Raw genomic sequence first — 16,134 nt, 5'->3', positions numbered from 1 at the left:
GCACGCACGCACACACGCACGCACGCACACACGCACACACGCACACACGCACACACGCACACACGCACACACGCACACACGCACACACGCACACACGCACACACGCACACACGCACACACGCACACACGCACACACGCACACACGCACACACGCACACACGCACTCGCGCACACACGCACTCGCGCACACACGCACTCGCGAGCCCGGTGCGGTATGCCGTGCGGTGACGCGTGCACCGCGCTCGTCGAACGCCGGCGACAGGCCGAACCCGGACAGCGCACGAAACCGCGTCAGCCCGGCCCGGCCTGCCGCGTGCGTTTCCCCGTCTGCGCGCGCAGCAGCCGCTCCATGGCCGAGCGCAGCTTGTCGCTCGGCACCGGCTTGTGCAGCAGCATGAAGCCGCCGTGTTTCGCGCCGCCGGGCCGGCGCGCCATCGTGTCGCCGGTGATCAGCATCGCCGGAATCGCCGCGTTGTACTCGTCGCGCAGCCGCGTGATCGCGCCGATTCCGTTCTCGTCGCTATGCAGGTGCAGGTCGCAGATCAGCAAGGTCGGGCGGATGTCGTCCGAGGCCAGCTGGGCGATCGCCTCGCTCGCCGACGCGGTCGCGACGACGCGGTAGCCCCATTGCGCGAGCAGGATCGACATGCCGGTGCGGATGGCCGATTCGTCGTCGATCACGACCACGAGATGGGCGGCGGCCGCTGCCGCATCGACGGCGATCTCGTCCACCACGGGCGTGGGCGGGCGCACGGTTGAGGGCATGCGCGCCACCTGCAGCTCGAAGCACGACCCCTGCCCGGGCTCGGAGCGCAGCATCAGCGGGCAATCGAGCAGCTCCGCGAGGCGCCGCACGATCGCCAGCCCGAGGCCCATGCCCTGTTCGTGCCCGCGGCCGTGATGGGTCAGCTGGTAGTAGTCGTCGAACACGCGGCTCTGCTGATCGGCGGGGATGCCGCGCCCGGTGTCGATGACCTGCACGCGCACGTGCGTGAGGGTGCGCCGGCAGCCGACGACGATGCGTCCGGCGTCGGTATAGCGCACGGCGTTCGACAGCAGGTTGCGCACGATGCGTTCGAGCAGCACCGGGTCGGAGTCGATGACGATGGAGCTGCGCACGTACGACAGTTGCAGTCCCTTCGCATGCGCATCGACGGCCACGTCGCTGCACACGCGCTCCAGCACCGTGCCGATCGCGAACGGCCGGCGCCGCACCGGCACGACGCCCGCGTCGAGCCGCGAGATGTCCAGGATCGCGGTGAACAGTTCGTCCATCGCGTCGACCGACTGGTTGATGCGCTCGACGAGCAACGCGCCGTCGGGGGACATCGGCACGTGCCGCAGCGCGCCGACGAACAGGCTGAGCGCATGGACGGGCTGGCGGAGGTCGTGGCTCGCGGCCGCGAGAAAGCGCGACTTGACGTGCGACGCCTCGGTCGCGAGGTCCTTCTGCCTGCGGAAGTTCTCGGCGAGCTGCGCGGCGCGCCGGCGCTCGCGTTCGGCCACCCGTCGTGCATCGATCAGCTGCAACTGCATCTCGATCTGGTCGCGGAATTCCTCGACGAGCCGGATGTACCGTTCCGAATACGCGTTCTCCTTGCAGTCGAGCACGCAGATCGTGCCGAACGTCGTGCGGTCGGGCCAGTGAATCGGCAGGCCGAGATACGACACCATGTTGACGCGCAGGTCCGGGTTGTGGCGCCATTGCGGCGACTGGCGCGCGTCGGGCACGACCAGCGAGCGGTCGCTGTCGATCACCGCTTCGCAGTAGAGCCCCGAGCCGGACAGTTCGGCCGACTCGCCCTGGTAGAACGGATTCGCTTCGTTGCGGCTCGCCACCACGACCTGGATGTCCTTGCCGACATGACGCATGATCAGCCCGGCCGGAACGCCGACGATGTCCGCCATCAGATCGACCAGGCGTTGCCAGCGCTCGATCACGTCCGCGGCGAGGTCGAACGGACCGTCGTGATCGGCTGGCGCGTCGGACGATGCGTGCCCGGCCGTGGGGCGAGGCGTGGAGGCCATCTGTGATCCCGCTGGCGATGATGATAAAAAAAATCTAGGCCATTCGCGGCGGGTTGGCAATTCACGCAATGCCGGTCAAGCGCCGCCGCGCCGTCCGGATCGGCTCGCGCCAAGGGCGCTCAGATCAGCCCGGCCTTCCTGCCGGCCGCGGCGGCCTGGGTCCGGTTGATCACGTTCAGTGCCTTGAAGATCGCCGTGATATGCGCCTTGACGGTCTTTTCGGACAGGCCGAGCTTGTCGGCGATGACCTTGTTCGGCACGCCTTCCGCGAGAAAGCGCAGCACCTCGATCTGGCGTTGCGTCAACGTCGCGTCGCGCAGCGCGGGCGGCGGGCTCGCGACGGCGTCCGGCTGCGGCGCGGCCTGCTCGTCGAGCAGCAGCGGCGGCACGTAGCGCTCGCCGTTGAGCGCGATCCGGATGGCGGACAGCAGCGTGCGCGGGCCGGCGGACTTCGGCACGTAGCCCATGGCGCCCTGCGCGAACGCATTGCGCACCGCGCTCGAATCCTCCGACGAAGAGAGCACGATGACGGGCAGCCCCGGGCGCAGCTTCGCGAACACGGCGAGGGCTTCGAGCCCGTCCATGCCGTGGAGTTTCAGGTCGAGCACGATCGCGTCGAGATCGGTGTGCCGGTCGAGCATCCGCACCGCGTCGTCCGCATTGCCTGCCTGAACGACGATGGTGTCGCCATCTTCCTGGCGGAGCAGCATTTCCACGCCGTCCCGCAGGATCGCGTGATCGTCGACGATCAGAATTTTCATTGGGACGATGAAATGTGGGGGGGCCGGTGCGGATTGATGATGAGCGAACCGGATTGTACAAGACGAAAGTCTTAATACTAAAGTCCCGTTTTCCCGCTGTTTATCCTGCATTTGTCTTGCGCCTAACGTCGCGTTTACATTCGACGCGATATCGCCGAGACTCAATCGCAACGGTTTGCAATTCAGGCGGAGTCGAGGCCGCCGTGCGAGGCGTCGCGAGCATCGTCGCGACGCTGTCCGCGACGCCGGCGGCCGCGCCGGAATGGAAGGGCTGCGCGATGCCGGCACGTGATGCACATCGTGCGGCGTGTCCAGTGTCGATGCTTCGCACTGCAATAAGAAAATAACGATCCGTAATAAGTTTTTTCTCGGCACGCGTTATGACGATCGTGCATTGATCCTGATCGCGCATCAATCGAGGTGAACGATGGAACTTGTCAACGACAGCGATGCAATGTGGGAAGTGAACATGTCGTATCTGTGCCTGGCGCAGCGGCTGCTGCAGTCGGATCGCGCGACCGGCATGTTCCGTCTGGGTGTGAACGCCGATGCCGCCGACGCGTTGTCGGCGTTGTCGGTGAAGCACATGAACGACCTCGCGTCGGCGGGGCAGCTCGTCTGCGCGTTGCGCCTGAGCCGGTGCGGCGTGATCTCGGCGCTGACCCGCGCGACGGGGCCCGTCGACATCGTGCGCCTGCACGCCGCGATGACGCTCAGCGGCCTCGCGCTGCCCGACGAGATCGCGCGATGAACGATCCGGCCAGACGGCACGGCCTCGCCGACGATGCGCAACGGACGATGCAGGCGGTGGCGCTGATCCGGCTCGGCGCGCGTCTGCAGATGCTGGAGATCGAGTGCGCGCTGCCGCGCGACCGTCTCGCGCGGCTGTACCGCGAGGTGCGCGGCGTCCCGGCGCCGAAGGGCATGCTGCCGTCGTCGACGGACTGGTACATGACGTGGTTCGCGAATCTGCACGCATCGCTGTTCCATGGCATTTACCGTTTCCTGCGCAACGAGGCGGGCTGCTCCCGGGTCGACGCGCTCATCAAGGCCTACACGCTGTATGCGGAACACGGCGGCGCGGCCGGCCTGGCGCTGCCGCTCGACCTGACGCGCGCGTGGATGCTCGTGCGCTTCGTCGACTGCGGCGTGCTCGACCTCGCGTCGTGCGCGCATTGCGGCGCGTCGTTCATCACGTATCGCTATGCACTGCGCCGCCATCGGGCCTGCGTCGCGTGCCGGTTGCCGCCCCGCGCCGGCAAGCGCACGCGCATCGATGGCGCCGTGCCGTGCGCGCTGTGCGACGACCCACCGGCGACGGCCCTGTCCCGCCGCGAAGGCGGCACGTCCGCGAGACGCGCGAGACGCGCGGGCGGGGCCGGCAGATGGCCGGGAGAGCGCGATGCAGGCTAGCGGAGCGGGCGAGGCCGCATGCGCCACGGGTTCGCCGGAACCCGGGGCCGACCTCGCGAAACCCGGCGGCCTGCCGATCCGGCAGTGGATGCGTGCCGGCGTCGCGCTCGTCGTGGCGCTGACGGCGGTCGCGTGCGGGACGAACGTCTGGGACAGCTATCGGCTGTACTGGCAGGGCAGCCTCGATCTGCGCGACTTCGGGCAGGTCGAACGCGCGATGGTCGCGTTGAATCGGGTCTCGGCCGAACGCTGGCCGGCCAATGTGCTGCTCGCGCATCGGCGCAGCGACGCGGCGGCCGACGTGGCGGCCGTGAGCGTTGCACGGGGGCGCTCCGACGAGGCGCTCGATGCGCTTCGCACGCAGCTCGAGCAGTCGGGCGTGCTCGATGCGCTCGAGCGCGGGATCGCGCTGCATGCGATCGAATCGATCCGTACCGAGCTGGCCGACGCGCGGCACGAGATCGACGTGCTCGCCGCGCAGCCGTCGAGCGCGCGCGCGGTGTGGCAGATCCAGTCCGCGCAGGACCGGATGGTCGCGGCCGGCGACGATCTGGCGACGCTGGCGCGTGACGTGATGGCGAGCGCCGCGATGCGCCATCCCGATACCGCGAACGCGTTGATGCTCGCGTACCTGCTCGGCGACCTGCGCGAATACACCGGGCGGCTCGGCGGGCTGTTCGTCGCGTCGCTGACGCGGAACACGCCGCTCGACGACGAGCGGCTCGCGCGCATTCTCCAGATGCGCGGCCGCATCGTGCAGCTCCGTGCGCTGATTGCCGGCGCGATCGCGCCGCAGCGCGCCGACGCGACCCTCGCGAACGATTTCGCGCGGCTGAACGACACGATGGACGGCAGCCTGCTGCCGCTGGTGTCGGCGACGATCCGCGCGGGTCGCACGGGCCGCTATGCGATGAGCGCCGAGGATTTCACGCGGCGGATCATGCGCGACCTGCGGCCGGCGGAGCAATTGCGCGACCGCGTGCTCGACGTCACGCGGTCGCGCGCGGTCGAGCAGCGCAACGCGGCACGCCTCAGGATGGCCTGGTCCGCCGCCGAAGCCGCCTGCTGCGTCGTCATCCTGATCCTGCTCGTGCGCGGCACGCAGCGTACGCTGTCGAAGCCGCTCGACGCATTGAGCCGCGGTATCGTCGCGCTGAGCCAGGGCGACCCGTTGCCGCTCGTCGCGGTGCCGGGCAAGGGGCCGGAGATCGCGCGCCTGAACGACGCGCTGGACCGGTTGCGCGGCGCGTACGCCCGCCGCGAGGTGCTCGAGCGGCAGCGCAACGACATGCTGACGCTGTTCTCGCACGACATGCGTGCACCGCTCACATCGGTCGTCGTGCTCGTCGGCGCCCCAGAACCGTGCCAGTCCGACTGCACGTTGCGCGAGCGCCTGCACGAGATCGGCAGGCTGGCGCGCCATACGCTGGCGATGGCGGACGGTTTCGCGCAAGTGTCGCGGGCCGAGGCCGGCGAGTACGCGCCGGAGCTCGTCAACGTCGCGGACCTGATGAACCAGGCGCGCGACGAGGTCTGGCCGCACGCCCGCGAAAAGGACATCGACGTCGGCGACGTACCGCCTTGCGAGGACGCGCTCGTGTACGGCGATCCCGTGCTGTTGTCGCGCGCGCTGGTCAAGTTGCTGGGGAATGCGGTCGAGTACAGCGCATCGCATACGCGCGTCGAGTGCCGCGTCGGGCTGACCGAGGACCGCGCGTCGGTGCGCTGCGTGATCCGTGATCGCGGCTACGGGATCGCGGCCGAGGATCAGGCCAGACTGTTCGAGCGCTACCAGCGCTTCCGGCTGGAAGGTCAACCCGATTCCAGGGGCGTCGGGCTCGGGATGGCGTTCGCCAAGGCGGTCGTGGAGCGCCATCGCGGTGAGATCGGCGTCAGCAGCGCCGCGTGGAAGGGGACGACGGTGACGGTGACGTTGCCGGCGGCGGGCGCCGGCGCGGGCGACGCGGCGGACGCGATGCGTTCGACGGCGGGCGGGGGCACGTATGGATGACGCGCGGCTTCCTCGCCGGCGCGCGCGCGCCGCCTCCTGCCGGGCCACGCGGGATGCGGCACCTCGACGGGCGCGGCGGTGCGCTGCGGCATGGCGGTGCCGCCGGCGTCCGTCCCGGGCCGGCTCGCGGCGGACGCCCGGCCTTCTCCCCGGGCCGGCGAAGACGGCCCGCGACCGCCGCGCCTGCGGGACGCCGGAGGCGGCGCGCGTCGTCGGTCAGTACGCCGAGTCGCTGCCGCCCTGGTCGGTCACGATCGCCACGCCCGAGCTCGTGCCGAGCCGGGTCGCGCCGGCCGCCAGCATCGCGAGCGCGGCGGCGCGGTCGCGCACGCCGCCGGACGCCTTCACGCCGAGCACGGGGCCGACCGTGCGGCGCATCAGTTCGACGTCCGCGAGCGTCGCGCCGCCGTGGCCGAACCCCGTCGACGTCTTCACGAACGCGACGCCGAGATCGCGGCACATCTCGCACACGCGCACCTTCTCGTCGTCGGTCAGCAGCCCCGTTTCGAGGATCACCTTGAGCGGCACCGCGCCGCACTCGCGATGCACCGTTTCGATGTCGGTCTTCACGTCGTCGGCGCGGCCGCTCTTGAGCGCGCCGAGGTTGATCACCATGTCGATCTCGCCGGCGCCCGCCGCGATCGCGGCCGACGCCTCGAATGCCTTCGCGGCCGACAGCGCCGCACCGAGCGGAAAACCGACCACCGCGCACACGAGCACGCCGGTGCCGGCCAGCTCGCGGGCGGCGAGCGGCACGTTCGCCGAATTCACGCAGACCGAGTAAAAGCGATGCCCGGCCGCCTGGCGGCAGAGCTCGCGGATCTGCGCGTCGCTCGCGTCGGGCGCGAGCAGCGTGTGATCGATGGTTTGAGCGAGTTGGGCGTTGGAAAGCGGCATGTTTCAGGACTCCACGGGGCGTGTGCCCGAACGGCACACGGAAAGTTGATGTTTTCACATCGGTTTGTTACAAATACGACATTCCGGCCGGGCCCACGCGCCCGGCACGACAAGCGACGGATGCGACGGGCACGCAGGATACTGGCATGGAAACGAAGAAGGGCGAACGAATCAAGACGTTGATGAACGTGCTGCAAGGGCAGAATGCGATTCATCTGAAGGAGGTGGCCGAACTGTTCGGCGTCTCCGAAATGACGATCCGCCGCGATCTCGCGGACAACCCGCACGGCCTCAGCCTGATCGGCGGCTACGTGACGCGCCACTTCGCCGCGCAGCGCAGCGACATCGGCGAGTACGTGGTCAGCGCCGAGAACGACCGGCAGACCGAGGAGAAGCGCCGCATCGGCAAGCTGGCCGCCCGGTTCGTGACGACCGGCGACACGATCTTCGTCGACTGCGGCTCGACCACGCCGTTCGTCGTCGATTTCATTCCGGACGACCTCGAATTCACGGCCGTCTGCAATTCGCTGAACGTGTTCGCGAAGCTGCAGCAGAAGCCGCATTGCAACGTGATCCTGTGCGGCGGCGCGTATCACCGCAAGAACATGGTGTTCGAGTCGGTGGCCGAGACGGGCATCCTCGACACGGTGCGCGTGTCCAAGGCGTTCATCTCGGCGGCCGGCGTGAGCGACCGCTGCGGCGTCACCTGCTTCAACTTCCACGAGGTCGACGTGAAGAAGAAGGTGATGGCGCGCGCGCAGAACCGCTTCCTGCTCGTCGACCACACGAAGTTCGACGAAGTGCGCGCGGCCTATTTCGGCGAACTCGCCGACTTCAACTACGTGATCTCCGACGGGCAACTGAGCCGCCGCTACGAAACGGCGATTCGCGAACACGGGATCGCGCTCGTGACCTGACGCAGGGCGGCCGCGCGGTGCGTCATGCATCGCGTGCTTCCGCCGCGCTCAGGTAACCGGTGACGACTTCGAAGCGGCGCGTCGCGCCCGGCGCGAGCGCCGCGACATGGCCCTTGCGGCGCTCGGCCTCATAGCCCTCCGGCTCGCAGGTCGACGGCAGCGCGAACGCGGCGACCTGCTGGTCCGCGTTGTGCAGGATCCAGCGCGTCGCATGCGGGAACTGCTCGGGGCGGTACGCGGTATGGAAGGCGCCGCCGTCCGGATGGGCGAGCCGGAAATGCGCGATGCCGTCCGCGTCCGTTGCCGCGCCGTTCATGAAGAACACGATCTCCGGATCGTACAGCGCGGGCGTATCGAGCACATGAAGCCGCGCCGGATCGCGCGCGAGCGCTGCCGTATAGTCGCGCCACGCGGCGGTCGGCTTCACGTGCGCGGGCACGCTGTCGCGCAACCGCAGCGCGCCCGGCGGCAACGCCTGCACGAAGCGGCCGCCCGGCACGTACGCGTAATTCAGGTGCGCCATGTACATGAGATCCATCGGCGTGCCGCCGAGGTTCGTCACGGCCATCGCGATCGTCATCTGCGCATCGTGCGCGGCGAGCCGCACCGACGGACGCGCGATGTAGTGGCTGCCGAAGCCCTGCACGTATTCGTATTCGCCCGTCACTTCGACGCGCGCGCCATGCGCATCCGCATCGACGACGAGGCTCGCGCGGTCCATCGGCGCGCACGGCATCTCGCCGTGCAGCGCATGCGTGTCGTCCGGCCCCGGGCAGCCGTTGCGCAGCAGGCCGCTGTGAAACATGAAGCAGCCGTAGGTGTCGAGGATCGACGCCGCGCGCTTCGGTTGCCGGAACATGTGCTTCATCGTCAGGTCGCGGCCGTCGAACGCGGCGGCCCAGATCATCTGGCCGAGGTAGGGCAGCACGACGAGATGGCCGCGGCGGTTCTCGAGTTTCAGCGCCTCGACGCCTGACGGATACGCAAACGCGGTGACGGTGAGGCCGTCGGTGCGGTACAGCGTGCGCGGGGTGTCGCGGAAGTCGTCGCGCCGCAGTTCGATTTCGCCTCGCATGCTCACGCTCCCGACGTGTTGCGCGTGGCGGCGTAGCGCGCGGGCGCGTGGCCGTCGGCGGCTGCGTCGGGCGTCGCGGCCGGCAGGTGGCGCAGGCAGTAGAAGCCGTAATGGACGATCACGACGAAGCACGCGAGCGGCACGACGAAAGCGAGCTGCATGTTGCCGCCCGTGTGATCGGAGATCAGGCCCTGGATCAGCGGCACGACCGCACCGCCGACGATGCTCATCACGAGGATCGAGCCGCCGTATTCGGTGTCCTTGCCGAGCCCGTCGATCGTGAGGCCGTAGATCGTGGGCCAGCACGGGCCGAGGAACACGCTCACGCCCACCGCGGCATAGACGGCCGTGATGTTGTGCACGCTGATCGTGTACGCGAGCAGCGCGATGCACAGGATGCCGTAGACGATCAGCACCTTGGCCGGGCCGACGCGCTTCATCACGAGCGTGGCGATCAGCTTGCCGACGAAGAACGCGAAGAACGTCGCGAGCAGGTAGTGCGACGCGCCGCGCTCGCTGAGGCCGCCGATCTGCATCGCGAGCCGGATCGTGAAGCTCCACACGCCGACCTGTGCGCCGACATACAGGAACTGCGCGACGACGCCCGCGACGAAGCGCCGGTTGCCGAACAGGCGCGCGAGCGTGCCGCGGGCGTCGATCCGGTGCGTGGCCGCGCCGGGGCCGTTGCCCTTGCAGGCCGGATAGGGCGTGAACGCGAACACGATGAACACCGCGACGAGCACGACGACCAGCCACTTGTACGGCTCGAGCGTGGCCTGGATCATCGCGAGCTGGTGCACGTGCGCTTCGGCGGCCGACATGGCCGCGAGCTGCGCATGAGACGCGTCGTTTTCCTTGAAGATCAGGAGGCTGCCCATGTAGACGCCGGCCATCGCGCCGAACGGATAGAACGTCTGCGAGATGTTCAGCCGCCGCGTGCTGGTGTCGCGCGGGCCCATCAGCGTCGAGTACGAGTTCGACGCGGTTTCGAGGAACGACAGGCCCGCCGCGATCACGAACAGCGCGACGAGGAACATCCCGTACTTCGCCATCGACGCGGCCGGGAAGAACAGCAGGCAGCCGGTCGTGTAGAGCAGCAGCCCGACCAGGATCGTCGTCTTGTAGCTGAACTTCTTCACGACGGTCGCGGCCGGAATCGCGAGGAAGAAGTAGCCGAGGTAGAACGCGGACTGCACGAACGCCGATTCGAAATCGGACAGGAAGAACGACTTCCTGAACTGCGCGATCAGCACGTCGTTCAGGTTCGCGGCGGTGCCCCACAGCGCGAACAGGCAGCACAGCAGCGTGAATGCGAATAGCGGCGTGCGGTTCAGGTAGTAGCCGTCGGGGGTGTGTTCGATTCTGGCTCGGCCCATGGGTGTCTCCTTCCCGGGTGTCTCGTCGATGAAGGCGCCGTTCAGAAGCCGGCGTCGCGGAGGAAGCGTTCGAACGTCGCGGCGTCGGCGTACGATTTCTGCGTGCCGAGGCCCGTGACCGAATGCGCGGCGTATGCGGACGCGTAGCGCATCGCGTCGAGCGCGTCGCGCGACGCGGCGTAGCAGCGCGCGAAGCAGCCGATGTAAGCGTCGCCGGCGCCGGTCGTGTCGCGCGCGTCGACCGGTACGCCCGGCACGTGTCGCACGCCGTCGCGCGATGCGAGCAGCGAGCCGTTGCCGCCGAGCGTGACGAGCACGTGCTTCAGCCCGCGCGCGACCAGCGCCTCGGCGGCGCGGGCCGCGGCTTCCGGCGAATCGACCGGCATCCCCGCGACGATCGCGAGTTCGGTTTCGTTCGGCATGAAGAATTCGACGGAGCGGATCCGCTCGAAATCGAGATCGGCCACTGCGGGGGCGGGGTTCAGCAGCACGGGAATGCCGTGCCGCGCGCCGAACGCGATCGCGTGATAGACGGTGTCGAGTTCGATTTCGAGCTGCAGCACGATCAGCGCGCATGCGGCGAGCTGCGGCGCGGCCGCGTCGATGTCGGCCGGCTTCAGGTGGCGGTTCGCGCCCTTGACGATCAGGATGCTGTTGCTCGAATCGGGTTCCACGAAGATCGGCGCGACGCCGCTCGGCACGCCGGCGACCTTGCGCACGTGCGTGGTGTCGATCCCTTCCCGCTCGAAGTTGCGGATGGTGTTGTCGGCGAACACGTCGTCGCCGACCTTCGTGACCATCACGACGCGTGCGCCGAGACGCGCGGCCGCGACGGCCTGGTTCGCACCCTTGCCGCCGCAGCCGAGTTCGAAGTTCGGCGCTTCGAGCGTTTCGCCCCGGGCGGGCATGCGTGCGACATAGGTCACGAGGTCGACCATGTTGCTGCCGATGACGGCGATTGTCTCCATCTGCGTCTCTTCCTTGGTATGGGCGCGCCACGAGCCTGTGCGGCGGTGGCTTGCTGAGTATGATAATAAAATCACATTTAGTGTGAGAATGCAATCTTGTGATGTTTGATATGTCACTTTCTGAACGGGCGACGGCACGACGCGGGTGTGCCGGAGGCGGGGAGGCGCTCCGGCTTTTCGATCCGATGGTGCGGAGGCGGACGAGACGACGCGCCGTTGCGGCGCGGCCATGTCGCAGGCGTCGCGTCGGGCGAACGCGCGGGATCGCCGCGTACGCCGGGCGAGGCCGAGCCGGCGGCGCTTATGCGGGGGTGTTCGGGCGGGTGCGCATCGCGGTCACGCGTAGGCGGCGATCAACGCATCGAGATTGCGGAGCGCAACCGGCGTGAGCGGTGCGAATTCCGCCGACTGAAACAGCGGAACCTGCGCTCGCAGATGTTCAAGCGCCTGCCTGCGGCCCGTTCGGAATGCTGCCGACGGCGCATCGGGGTCCTGCACCCACTCGCGTGCGATCGCGCGATCGTATGCGCGCAGCCGCTCGGGCGCGGCCGCGAGAATCGCGAGATCGGCGTCGAGAAAAATCCGCCCGGCGCGTTGCAGCGCCGGATCGGACGTGAGCGCATCGGGCAGGCGGTGCGACTTCGTCGCGAGTACGAGATCGTATGCCGCGCGCACGTGCGATGCGTGCGCATGCAACCAGGCTTCGCTGCAGTGCGCGTCCGTGACGGTCACGAGCCATTGCGCGCTGTGCGCTTCGTTGTCGGCATAGCCGGGCGTCGTCGTCGCGTAGACGAAATCGTGCGCCCAGACGGCGAGCTCGATGGCCGGCCACAGCGGTTCCGCACGAAACGGCGCGAGATGCGCGAACAGCTCGGCCAGGTGCGTGAGCGTGTGGTAGTGGCGGTGCGGCTCGCCATACGCGCGCTCGACCAGCGGCCAGACGGCGGCGGTGCCGAAGCATGCGTCGCAGGTCATGCGCAACGTGCGGGCGGGATCGGGGGCGAGGTCGGTCATGTGGTCGAGCGGCTCGGGCAGGCGATGCGCGCAGCATAGCAAACGCGGCGGCGCGTGCGATGCGGGTTGCGCGTCGGCAGCGGCAACGGCAACGGCAACGGCAACGGCAGCGCGTGGCGGCATGCCAGCCGCCGGGCCGTCGTCGCCACGCAGGGCGTGCCTGCGGCACGAGTCGCGACCCGCGACCCGCGCGAGCATGGCGCGACCCGCACCTCGCGCACTACACGTTGACGACGCCGCGCCCGAGTTCGATCACGCGCCCGCCGACGCCGATCGTGCCGGTTGCACTGACCGACAGATGCAGCAGGCAGGGCCGGCCGACGGCTTCGCCCTGTTCGACCTGGAACGCGGCGGGCAGATCGCGGCGGTTGGCGAGCAGCCAGCCGCCCAGGTTCGCGCAGGCCGAGCCGGTGCCCGGATCTTCCGCGAAGCCGCCGCCCTGTTTCGCGAAGAAGTAGCGGGACACCACTTTCCCCGGGCGCTCGGCGTCGAACGCGAACACGTAGGCGGTCTTGCGGCCGAGACTGCTTTTCGGCCAGGTCTCGAGGCTGGCGCCGTCGGGCTGCGCGCGGCGCACGGCATCGACGCTCTTGAGCGCGATCAGCAACTGGTCGGCGCCGGTGTCGACCCAGAGCGGCGGCGTGAGCAGATCGCTTTCCGCGAGGCCGAGCAGGGCCGCCGTCCGCGCATCGGACAACGCGCACGCCGCCGTCTTCGGCATGCCGGCATGCGGCGCGGTGAATGCCCACACGTCGTCGCGCGCACGGACGTCGACCACGCCGGCCTTGAATTCGAGCGCGAGATCGTCGCCCGCATCCAGCAGGTCGCGCACGACGTGCGCGGTGCCGAGCGTCGGATGGCCCGCGAACGCCATCTCGTAGCCCGGCGTGAAGATGCGTACCCGCGCATGCGCGCGGTCCGACGGCAGCACGAAGGTCGTCTCGGACAGGTTGAACTGCACGGCGAGGGCGCGCATGGTCGCCTCGTCCATGCCGCGCGCATCTTCGAATACGCAGAGGGGGTTGCCGCCGAAGGTGGATTCGGCGAACACGTTCAGCAGGCGGAAAGCATACGAGGTCATGTGAGGTTCGCGTGAGGGTGACGACGGCCGTGCCCGGGCCGGGAGGCGGACGAGCACGGGCAGGGGGAGCGTGCCGCCCGATGCATGCGGCGCCGCGCGGGTCAGCCAGGCTGGCCGGGCGGCGCGAGCATCGCCTGCATGTCGGGATGCTTCAGGACTTTCCGGTATTCCGCCGGACTCAATGCGTCGATCAGCACGCGCCCGCTCACGTCCGCCTTGATGTACTCGACCGCGAGCAGCGCGATGACCGGATTGGTCGTCAAGGTGGCGTGATCCGCAGAATGATCGCCGAATTCCGCGACCACGGCTTCGGTGTCGTCCGCCACCGCGACGGCGAGCCGGCGCCCCGAGAGCCTGAGCCTGGCGCTGGCGCCGCATTTGGCCATGTCGTAGTGGCGCGGCCCGTTGAGCGTGCGATTGCCGTAAACCGCGACGTGCGTATCGACGCCCCGCGCCGCGGCCGCCTCGAGCAGCGGCCCGAGGTCGTCGAGTTCCTCGTCCCATACGCCCGCGAACAACTGCGCCTTCGCGCCGACGATGACGCGCGCGAATGCGCTGGCGATCGCTTCCCGCCCGCTCAGCGACCAGACCAGCCCCGGTTCCTGCTGAACCGGCAGCCGGTCGAGCGCGCCCGCGGCCAGTTCGAGATCCGCATTGAAGCGCGTGCGCAAGTCCTCCAGCAGCGACCGGTGCGGCACGGCCGCATAGCGGACGGGCTCGGACCGGTTGACGAGCACCGCGCCGCGCGCTTCCAGGCGCGCCAGGGTTTCGTAGATCTTCGACGGCGGCATGCCGGCGCGCCGGCCGACTTCCGCGCCGGTCAGCGCGGCTTGCCCGACGAGGGCCGCGTACGCCTGCGCTTCGTACTGGGTGAAGCCAAGCCGGATCAGCGACGTGATCAGCTCCGTGTTTTCGCTCATGTGTATCGGCTCCGGCGCCTGCTTCCGCGGCCGCCTGCAACGCATCCCTTGATTAACTACTGCGGTAGTATACAATCGCCATGACTTACTACCCAAGTAGTAAGTCATGTTCCTGAACCTGACCGGAGGGATCTTCAAGATGCGTCAACGAATCAGTACCGGCTCCCCGTGGGAGCCCAAGGTCGGCTACTCGCGCGCGGTGGTCGTGGACAACACCATCTACATTTCCGGGACGGCCGGCAAAGGAGACGACGTTTACGCGCAGACGCGCGACGCGCTCGCGACGATCGAGCAGGTGCTGACGGGCAGCGGGTTTTCGCTGGCGGACGTCGTCCAGAGCCGCCTGGTGGTCGCGGATTTCGACCACTGGGAAGACGCGGCGCGCGCGCATGGCGAGATCTACGGCGAGATCCGGCCGGCGTTCTCGCTGGTGCATGCGCTGCCCTTCGTCGATCCCGGGATCCTGGTCGAAGTCGAGGCGATCGCGGTCAGGGCCGCGGCGTGACCGACGCCGGCAAGCGCGCGCCGCTGTCGCGCGCCGCGACCACGGTGCTGGCGCTGGCGGCCGGCGTGGCGATCGCCAACGGCTATGCGTTGCAGCCGTCGCTGTCCGCCATCGCGAGCGAGTTCGGCGTCGCCGCGTCGCGCATGGCGGATCTCGCTTCGGTCACGATGCTCGGCTATCTGGCCGGCCTTGCGCTGCTGGTTCCGCTGGTCGACCGGTTCAGTCCGCGCACGCTCGTTCCCGCGCAGATGGGCGCACTCGCGCTGTTGCTGGCGTGCGCGTCGCGCTCGCCCGGGCCGCTCGCGCTCGACGCGGGTTTCTTCCTGGTCGGCGCGGCAACCACGGTGGCGGCGCAATGCAGCGCCGTCGCCGGAAAACGCGCGGACCCGCAACGGCGCGGCGCGGCGATGGGGGCCGTGTCGGCGGGCATCTCCGCCGGCATCCTGCTGAGCCGCTTCGTGGGCGGCGTGCTGTCGCAAGGGTGCGGATGGCGCGGCGCATTGCTCGTGCTGGCCGGATGCGTCGCGCTGGCCGCCGTCGGCGCCGCCGTGCTGTTGCCGGGCGGCCGGCCGCAAGGGCGCCCCGGCCATGCGGTCGCGATCGCCGCCATGCCGCGGCTGTTGCGCGGCAGCGTCGAGTTGAGGCGACGGACCTGCGCCGGCATGCTGTGGTTCTTCGCGTTCAATCTGGTCTGGGTGGGGCTCGCGCTGCGTCTGGCCGGGCCGCCGTATGGGCTGGGCGCCGCCGCGATCGGCGCGTACAGTCTCGCGGGCGTGCTGGGCCTGGGCGTGACGCGGGTCGCCGGGAAACTGGCCGACCGGTTCGGCGATCGCGCCGTCATTCGCGGCGGGCTCGGCGTGGCGGCCGTTGCGGCGTTGCTGCTCGGTGTCGCGCTCGGCCGTCCCGGATGGCTGGGCGCCGGGCTGGCACTGTTCGACGCCGGCTGCTTTGCCGCGCAGGTCGCGAACCAGGCGCGCGTCGTCGCGATCGAGCCGGCCCGGGCCGGCGCGTTGAGCGCCGCGTATCTGACGCTTTACTACGCGGCCGGCGCCGGCGGCGCGGTGGCGCCCGCCGGGGCGGCGCCGCCAACCCGTCCGGCTCCGGGACGCGCGACGAGAACTTCACTTCGCGCAACGCGAGGCTCGACTGGATCGACGATACCCCCGCC

General features: G+C 69.3%; 15 protein-coding genes. 6 read left to right on the top strand and 9 right to left on the bottom strand.

The annotated features are described in order from the left end of the window. Positions 1 to 291: 291 nt before the first annotated feature. Positions 292 to 2,028, bottom strand: coding sequence for a hybrid sensor histidine kinase/response regulator (locus tag GQ56_RS40325; RefSeq protein WP_052001495.1), 1,737 nt, complete (start codon positions 2,026 to 2,028; stop codon positions 292 to 294). Between the two features lie 119 nt (positions 2,029 to 2,147). Next, a complete protein-coding gene (locus GQ56_RS0137685; protein ID WP_031403558.1) occupies positions 2,148 to 2,789 on the bottom strand; it encodes a response regulator in 642 nt (213 codons plus the stop codon). A 427-nt stretch (positions 2,790 to 3,216) separates the two neighbouring features. Here GQ56_RS0137685 and GQ56_RS0137680 point away from each other — a divergent pair, with 427 nt between their 5' ends. From GQ56_RS0137680 to GQ56_RS0137670, 3 genes are read left to right on the top strand one after another with little or no spacing between them, the layout of a single operon-like run. Continuing rightward, positions 3,217 to 3,540 carry a flagellar transcriptional regulator FlhD gene (locus tag GQ56_RS0137680; protein WP_031403557.1) on the top strand — a complete coding sequence of 108 codons (324 nt, stop codon included), beginning with the start codon at positions 3,217 to 3,219 and terminating at the stop codon, positions 3,538 to 3,540. Further along, the gene (locus GQ56_RS0137675; RefSeq protein ID WP_063934601.1) at positions 3,537 to 4,202 is read left to right on the top strand and encodes a FlhC family transcriptional regulator; all 666 of its coding nucleotides are present in this window, start codon (positions 3,537 to 3,539) and stop codon (positions 4,200 to 4,202) included. Before GQ56_RS0137680 ends, GQ56_RS0137675 begins: the two co-directional genes overlap by 4 nt. Next, positions 4,192 to 6,213, top strand: coding sequence for a sensor histidine kinase (locus GQ56_RS0137670; protein ID WP_235212830.1), 2,022 nt, complete (start codon positions 4,192 to 4,194; stop codon positions 6,211 to 6,213). The genes GQ56_RS0137675 and GQ56_RS0137670 overlap by 11 nt, the downstream gene beginning before the upstream one ends. A gap of 216 nt (positions 6,214 to 6,429) precedes the next feature. Here the strand turns inward: GQ56_RS0137670 and deoC are convergent, their stop codons facing one another. Beyond that, positions 6,430 to 7,110, bottom strand: coding sequence for a deoxyribose-phosphate aldolase (deoC, locus tag GQ56_RS0137665; RefSeq protein ID WP_031403554.1), 681 nt, complete (start codon positions 7,108 to 7,110; stop codon positions 6,430 to 6,432). Positions 7,111 to 7,256: 146 nt separating this feature from the next. On the opposite strand from deoC, the gene deoR reads away from it, so the two are divergent. Then, the gene (gene deoR / locus GQ56_RS0137660; RefSeq protein ID WP_031403553.1) at positions 7,257 to 8,027 is read left to right on the top strand and encodes a DNA-binding transcriptional repressor DeoR; all 771 of its coding nucleotides are present in this window, start codon (positions 7,257 to 7,259) and stop codon (positions 8,025 to 8,027) included. Between the two features lie 22 nt (positions 8,028 to 8,049). Here deoR and GQ56_RS0137655 read toward each other — a convergent pair whose 3' ends face one another. The 6 genes from GQ56_RS0137655 to GQ56_RS0137630 all read right to left on the bottom strand — a co-directional run bounded on the left by GQ56_RS0137655 (position 8,050) and on the right by GQ56_RS0137630 (position 14,461). Beyond that, entirely contained in the window at positions 8,050 to 9,102 is a 1,053-nt protein-coding gene (locus GQ56_RS0137655) for an aldose 1-epimerase family protein (protein WP_031403552.1), read from the bottom strand. A 2-nt stretch (positions 9,103 to 9,104) separates the two neighbouring features. Then, positions 9,105 to 10,478 (bottom strand): L-fucose:H+ symporter permease, encoded by a 1,374-nt coding sequence (gene fucP, locus GQ56_RS0137650; RefSeq protein ID WP_031403551.1) that lies wholly within the window; start codon positions 10,476 to 10,478, stop codon positions 9,105 to 9,107. 41 nt (positions 10,479 to 10,519) lie between these two features. Continuing rightward, a complete protein-coding gene (rbsK, locus tag GQ56_RS0137645) occupies positions 10,520 to 11,446 on the bottom strand; it encodes a ribokinase (protein ID WP_031403550.1) in 927 nt (308 codons plus the stop codon). 336 nt (positions 11,447 to 11,782) lie between these two features. Then, on the bottom strand, positions 11,783 to 12,460 hold the full coding sequence (locus GQ56_RS40320) for a hypothetical protein (RefSeq protein WP_152601992.1): 678 nt from the start codon (positions 12,458 to 12,460) through the stop codon (positions 11,783 to 11,785). Positions 12,461 to 12,680: 220 nt separating this feature from the next. Then, the gene (locus GQ56_RS0137635) at positions 12,681 to 13,541 is read right to left on the bottom strand and encodes a PhzF family phenazine biosynthesis protein (protein ID WP_031403548.1); all 861 of its coding nucleotides are present in this window, start codon (positions 13,539 to 13,541) and stop codon (positions 12,681 to 12,683) included. A gap of 101 nt (positions 13,542 to 13,642) precedes the next feature. Further along, the gene (locus GQ56_RS0137630) at positions 13,643 to 14,461 is read right to left on the bottom strand and encodes a TrmB family transcriptional regulator (protein WP_031403547.1); all 819 of its coding nucleotides are present in this window, start codon (positions 14,459 to 14,461) and stop codon (positions 13,643 to 13,645) included. Between the two features lie 139 nt (positions 14,462 to 14,600). Between GQ56_RS0137630 and GQ56_RS0137625 the strand changes: the two genes are divergently transcribed. Both GQ56_RS0137625 and GQ56_RS0137620 read left to right on the top strand, forming a co-directional pair. After that, a complete protein-coding gene (locus GQ56_RS0137625; protein WP_031403546.1) occupies positions 14,601 to 14,966 on the top strand; it encodes a RidA family protein in 366 nt (121 codons plus the stop codon). Next, a partial coding sequence (locus tag GQ56_RS0137620) for an MFS transporter (protein WP_152601991.1) occupies positions 14,963 to 16,134 on the top strand: 1,172 nt, incomplete at its 3' end. The genes GQ56_RS0137625 and GQ56_RS0137620, both read left to right, overlap by 4 nt.

It is taken from the genome of Burkholderia paludis (genome assembly GCF_000732615.1).
Classification (GTDB): Bacteria; Pseudomonadota; Gammaproteobacteria; order Burkholderiales; family Burkholderiaceae; genus Burkholderia; species Burkholderia paludis.
The sequence above is the reverse complement of the archived record's forward strand: the minus strand, read 5'-3'. Positions and strand labels throughout refer to the sequence as shown.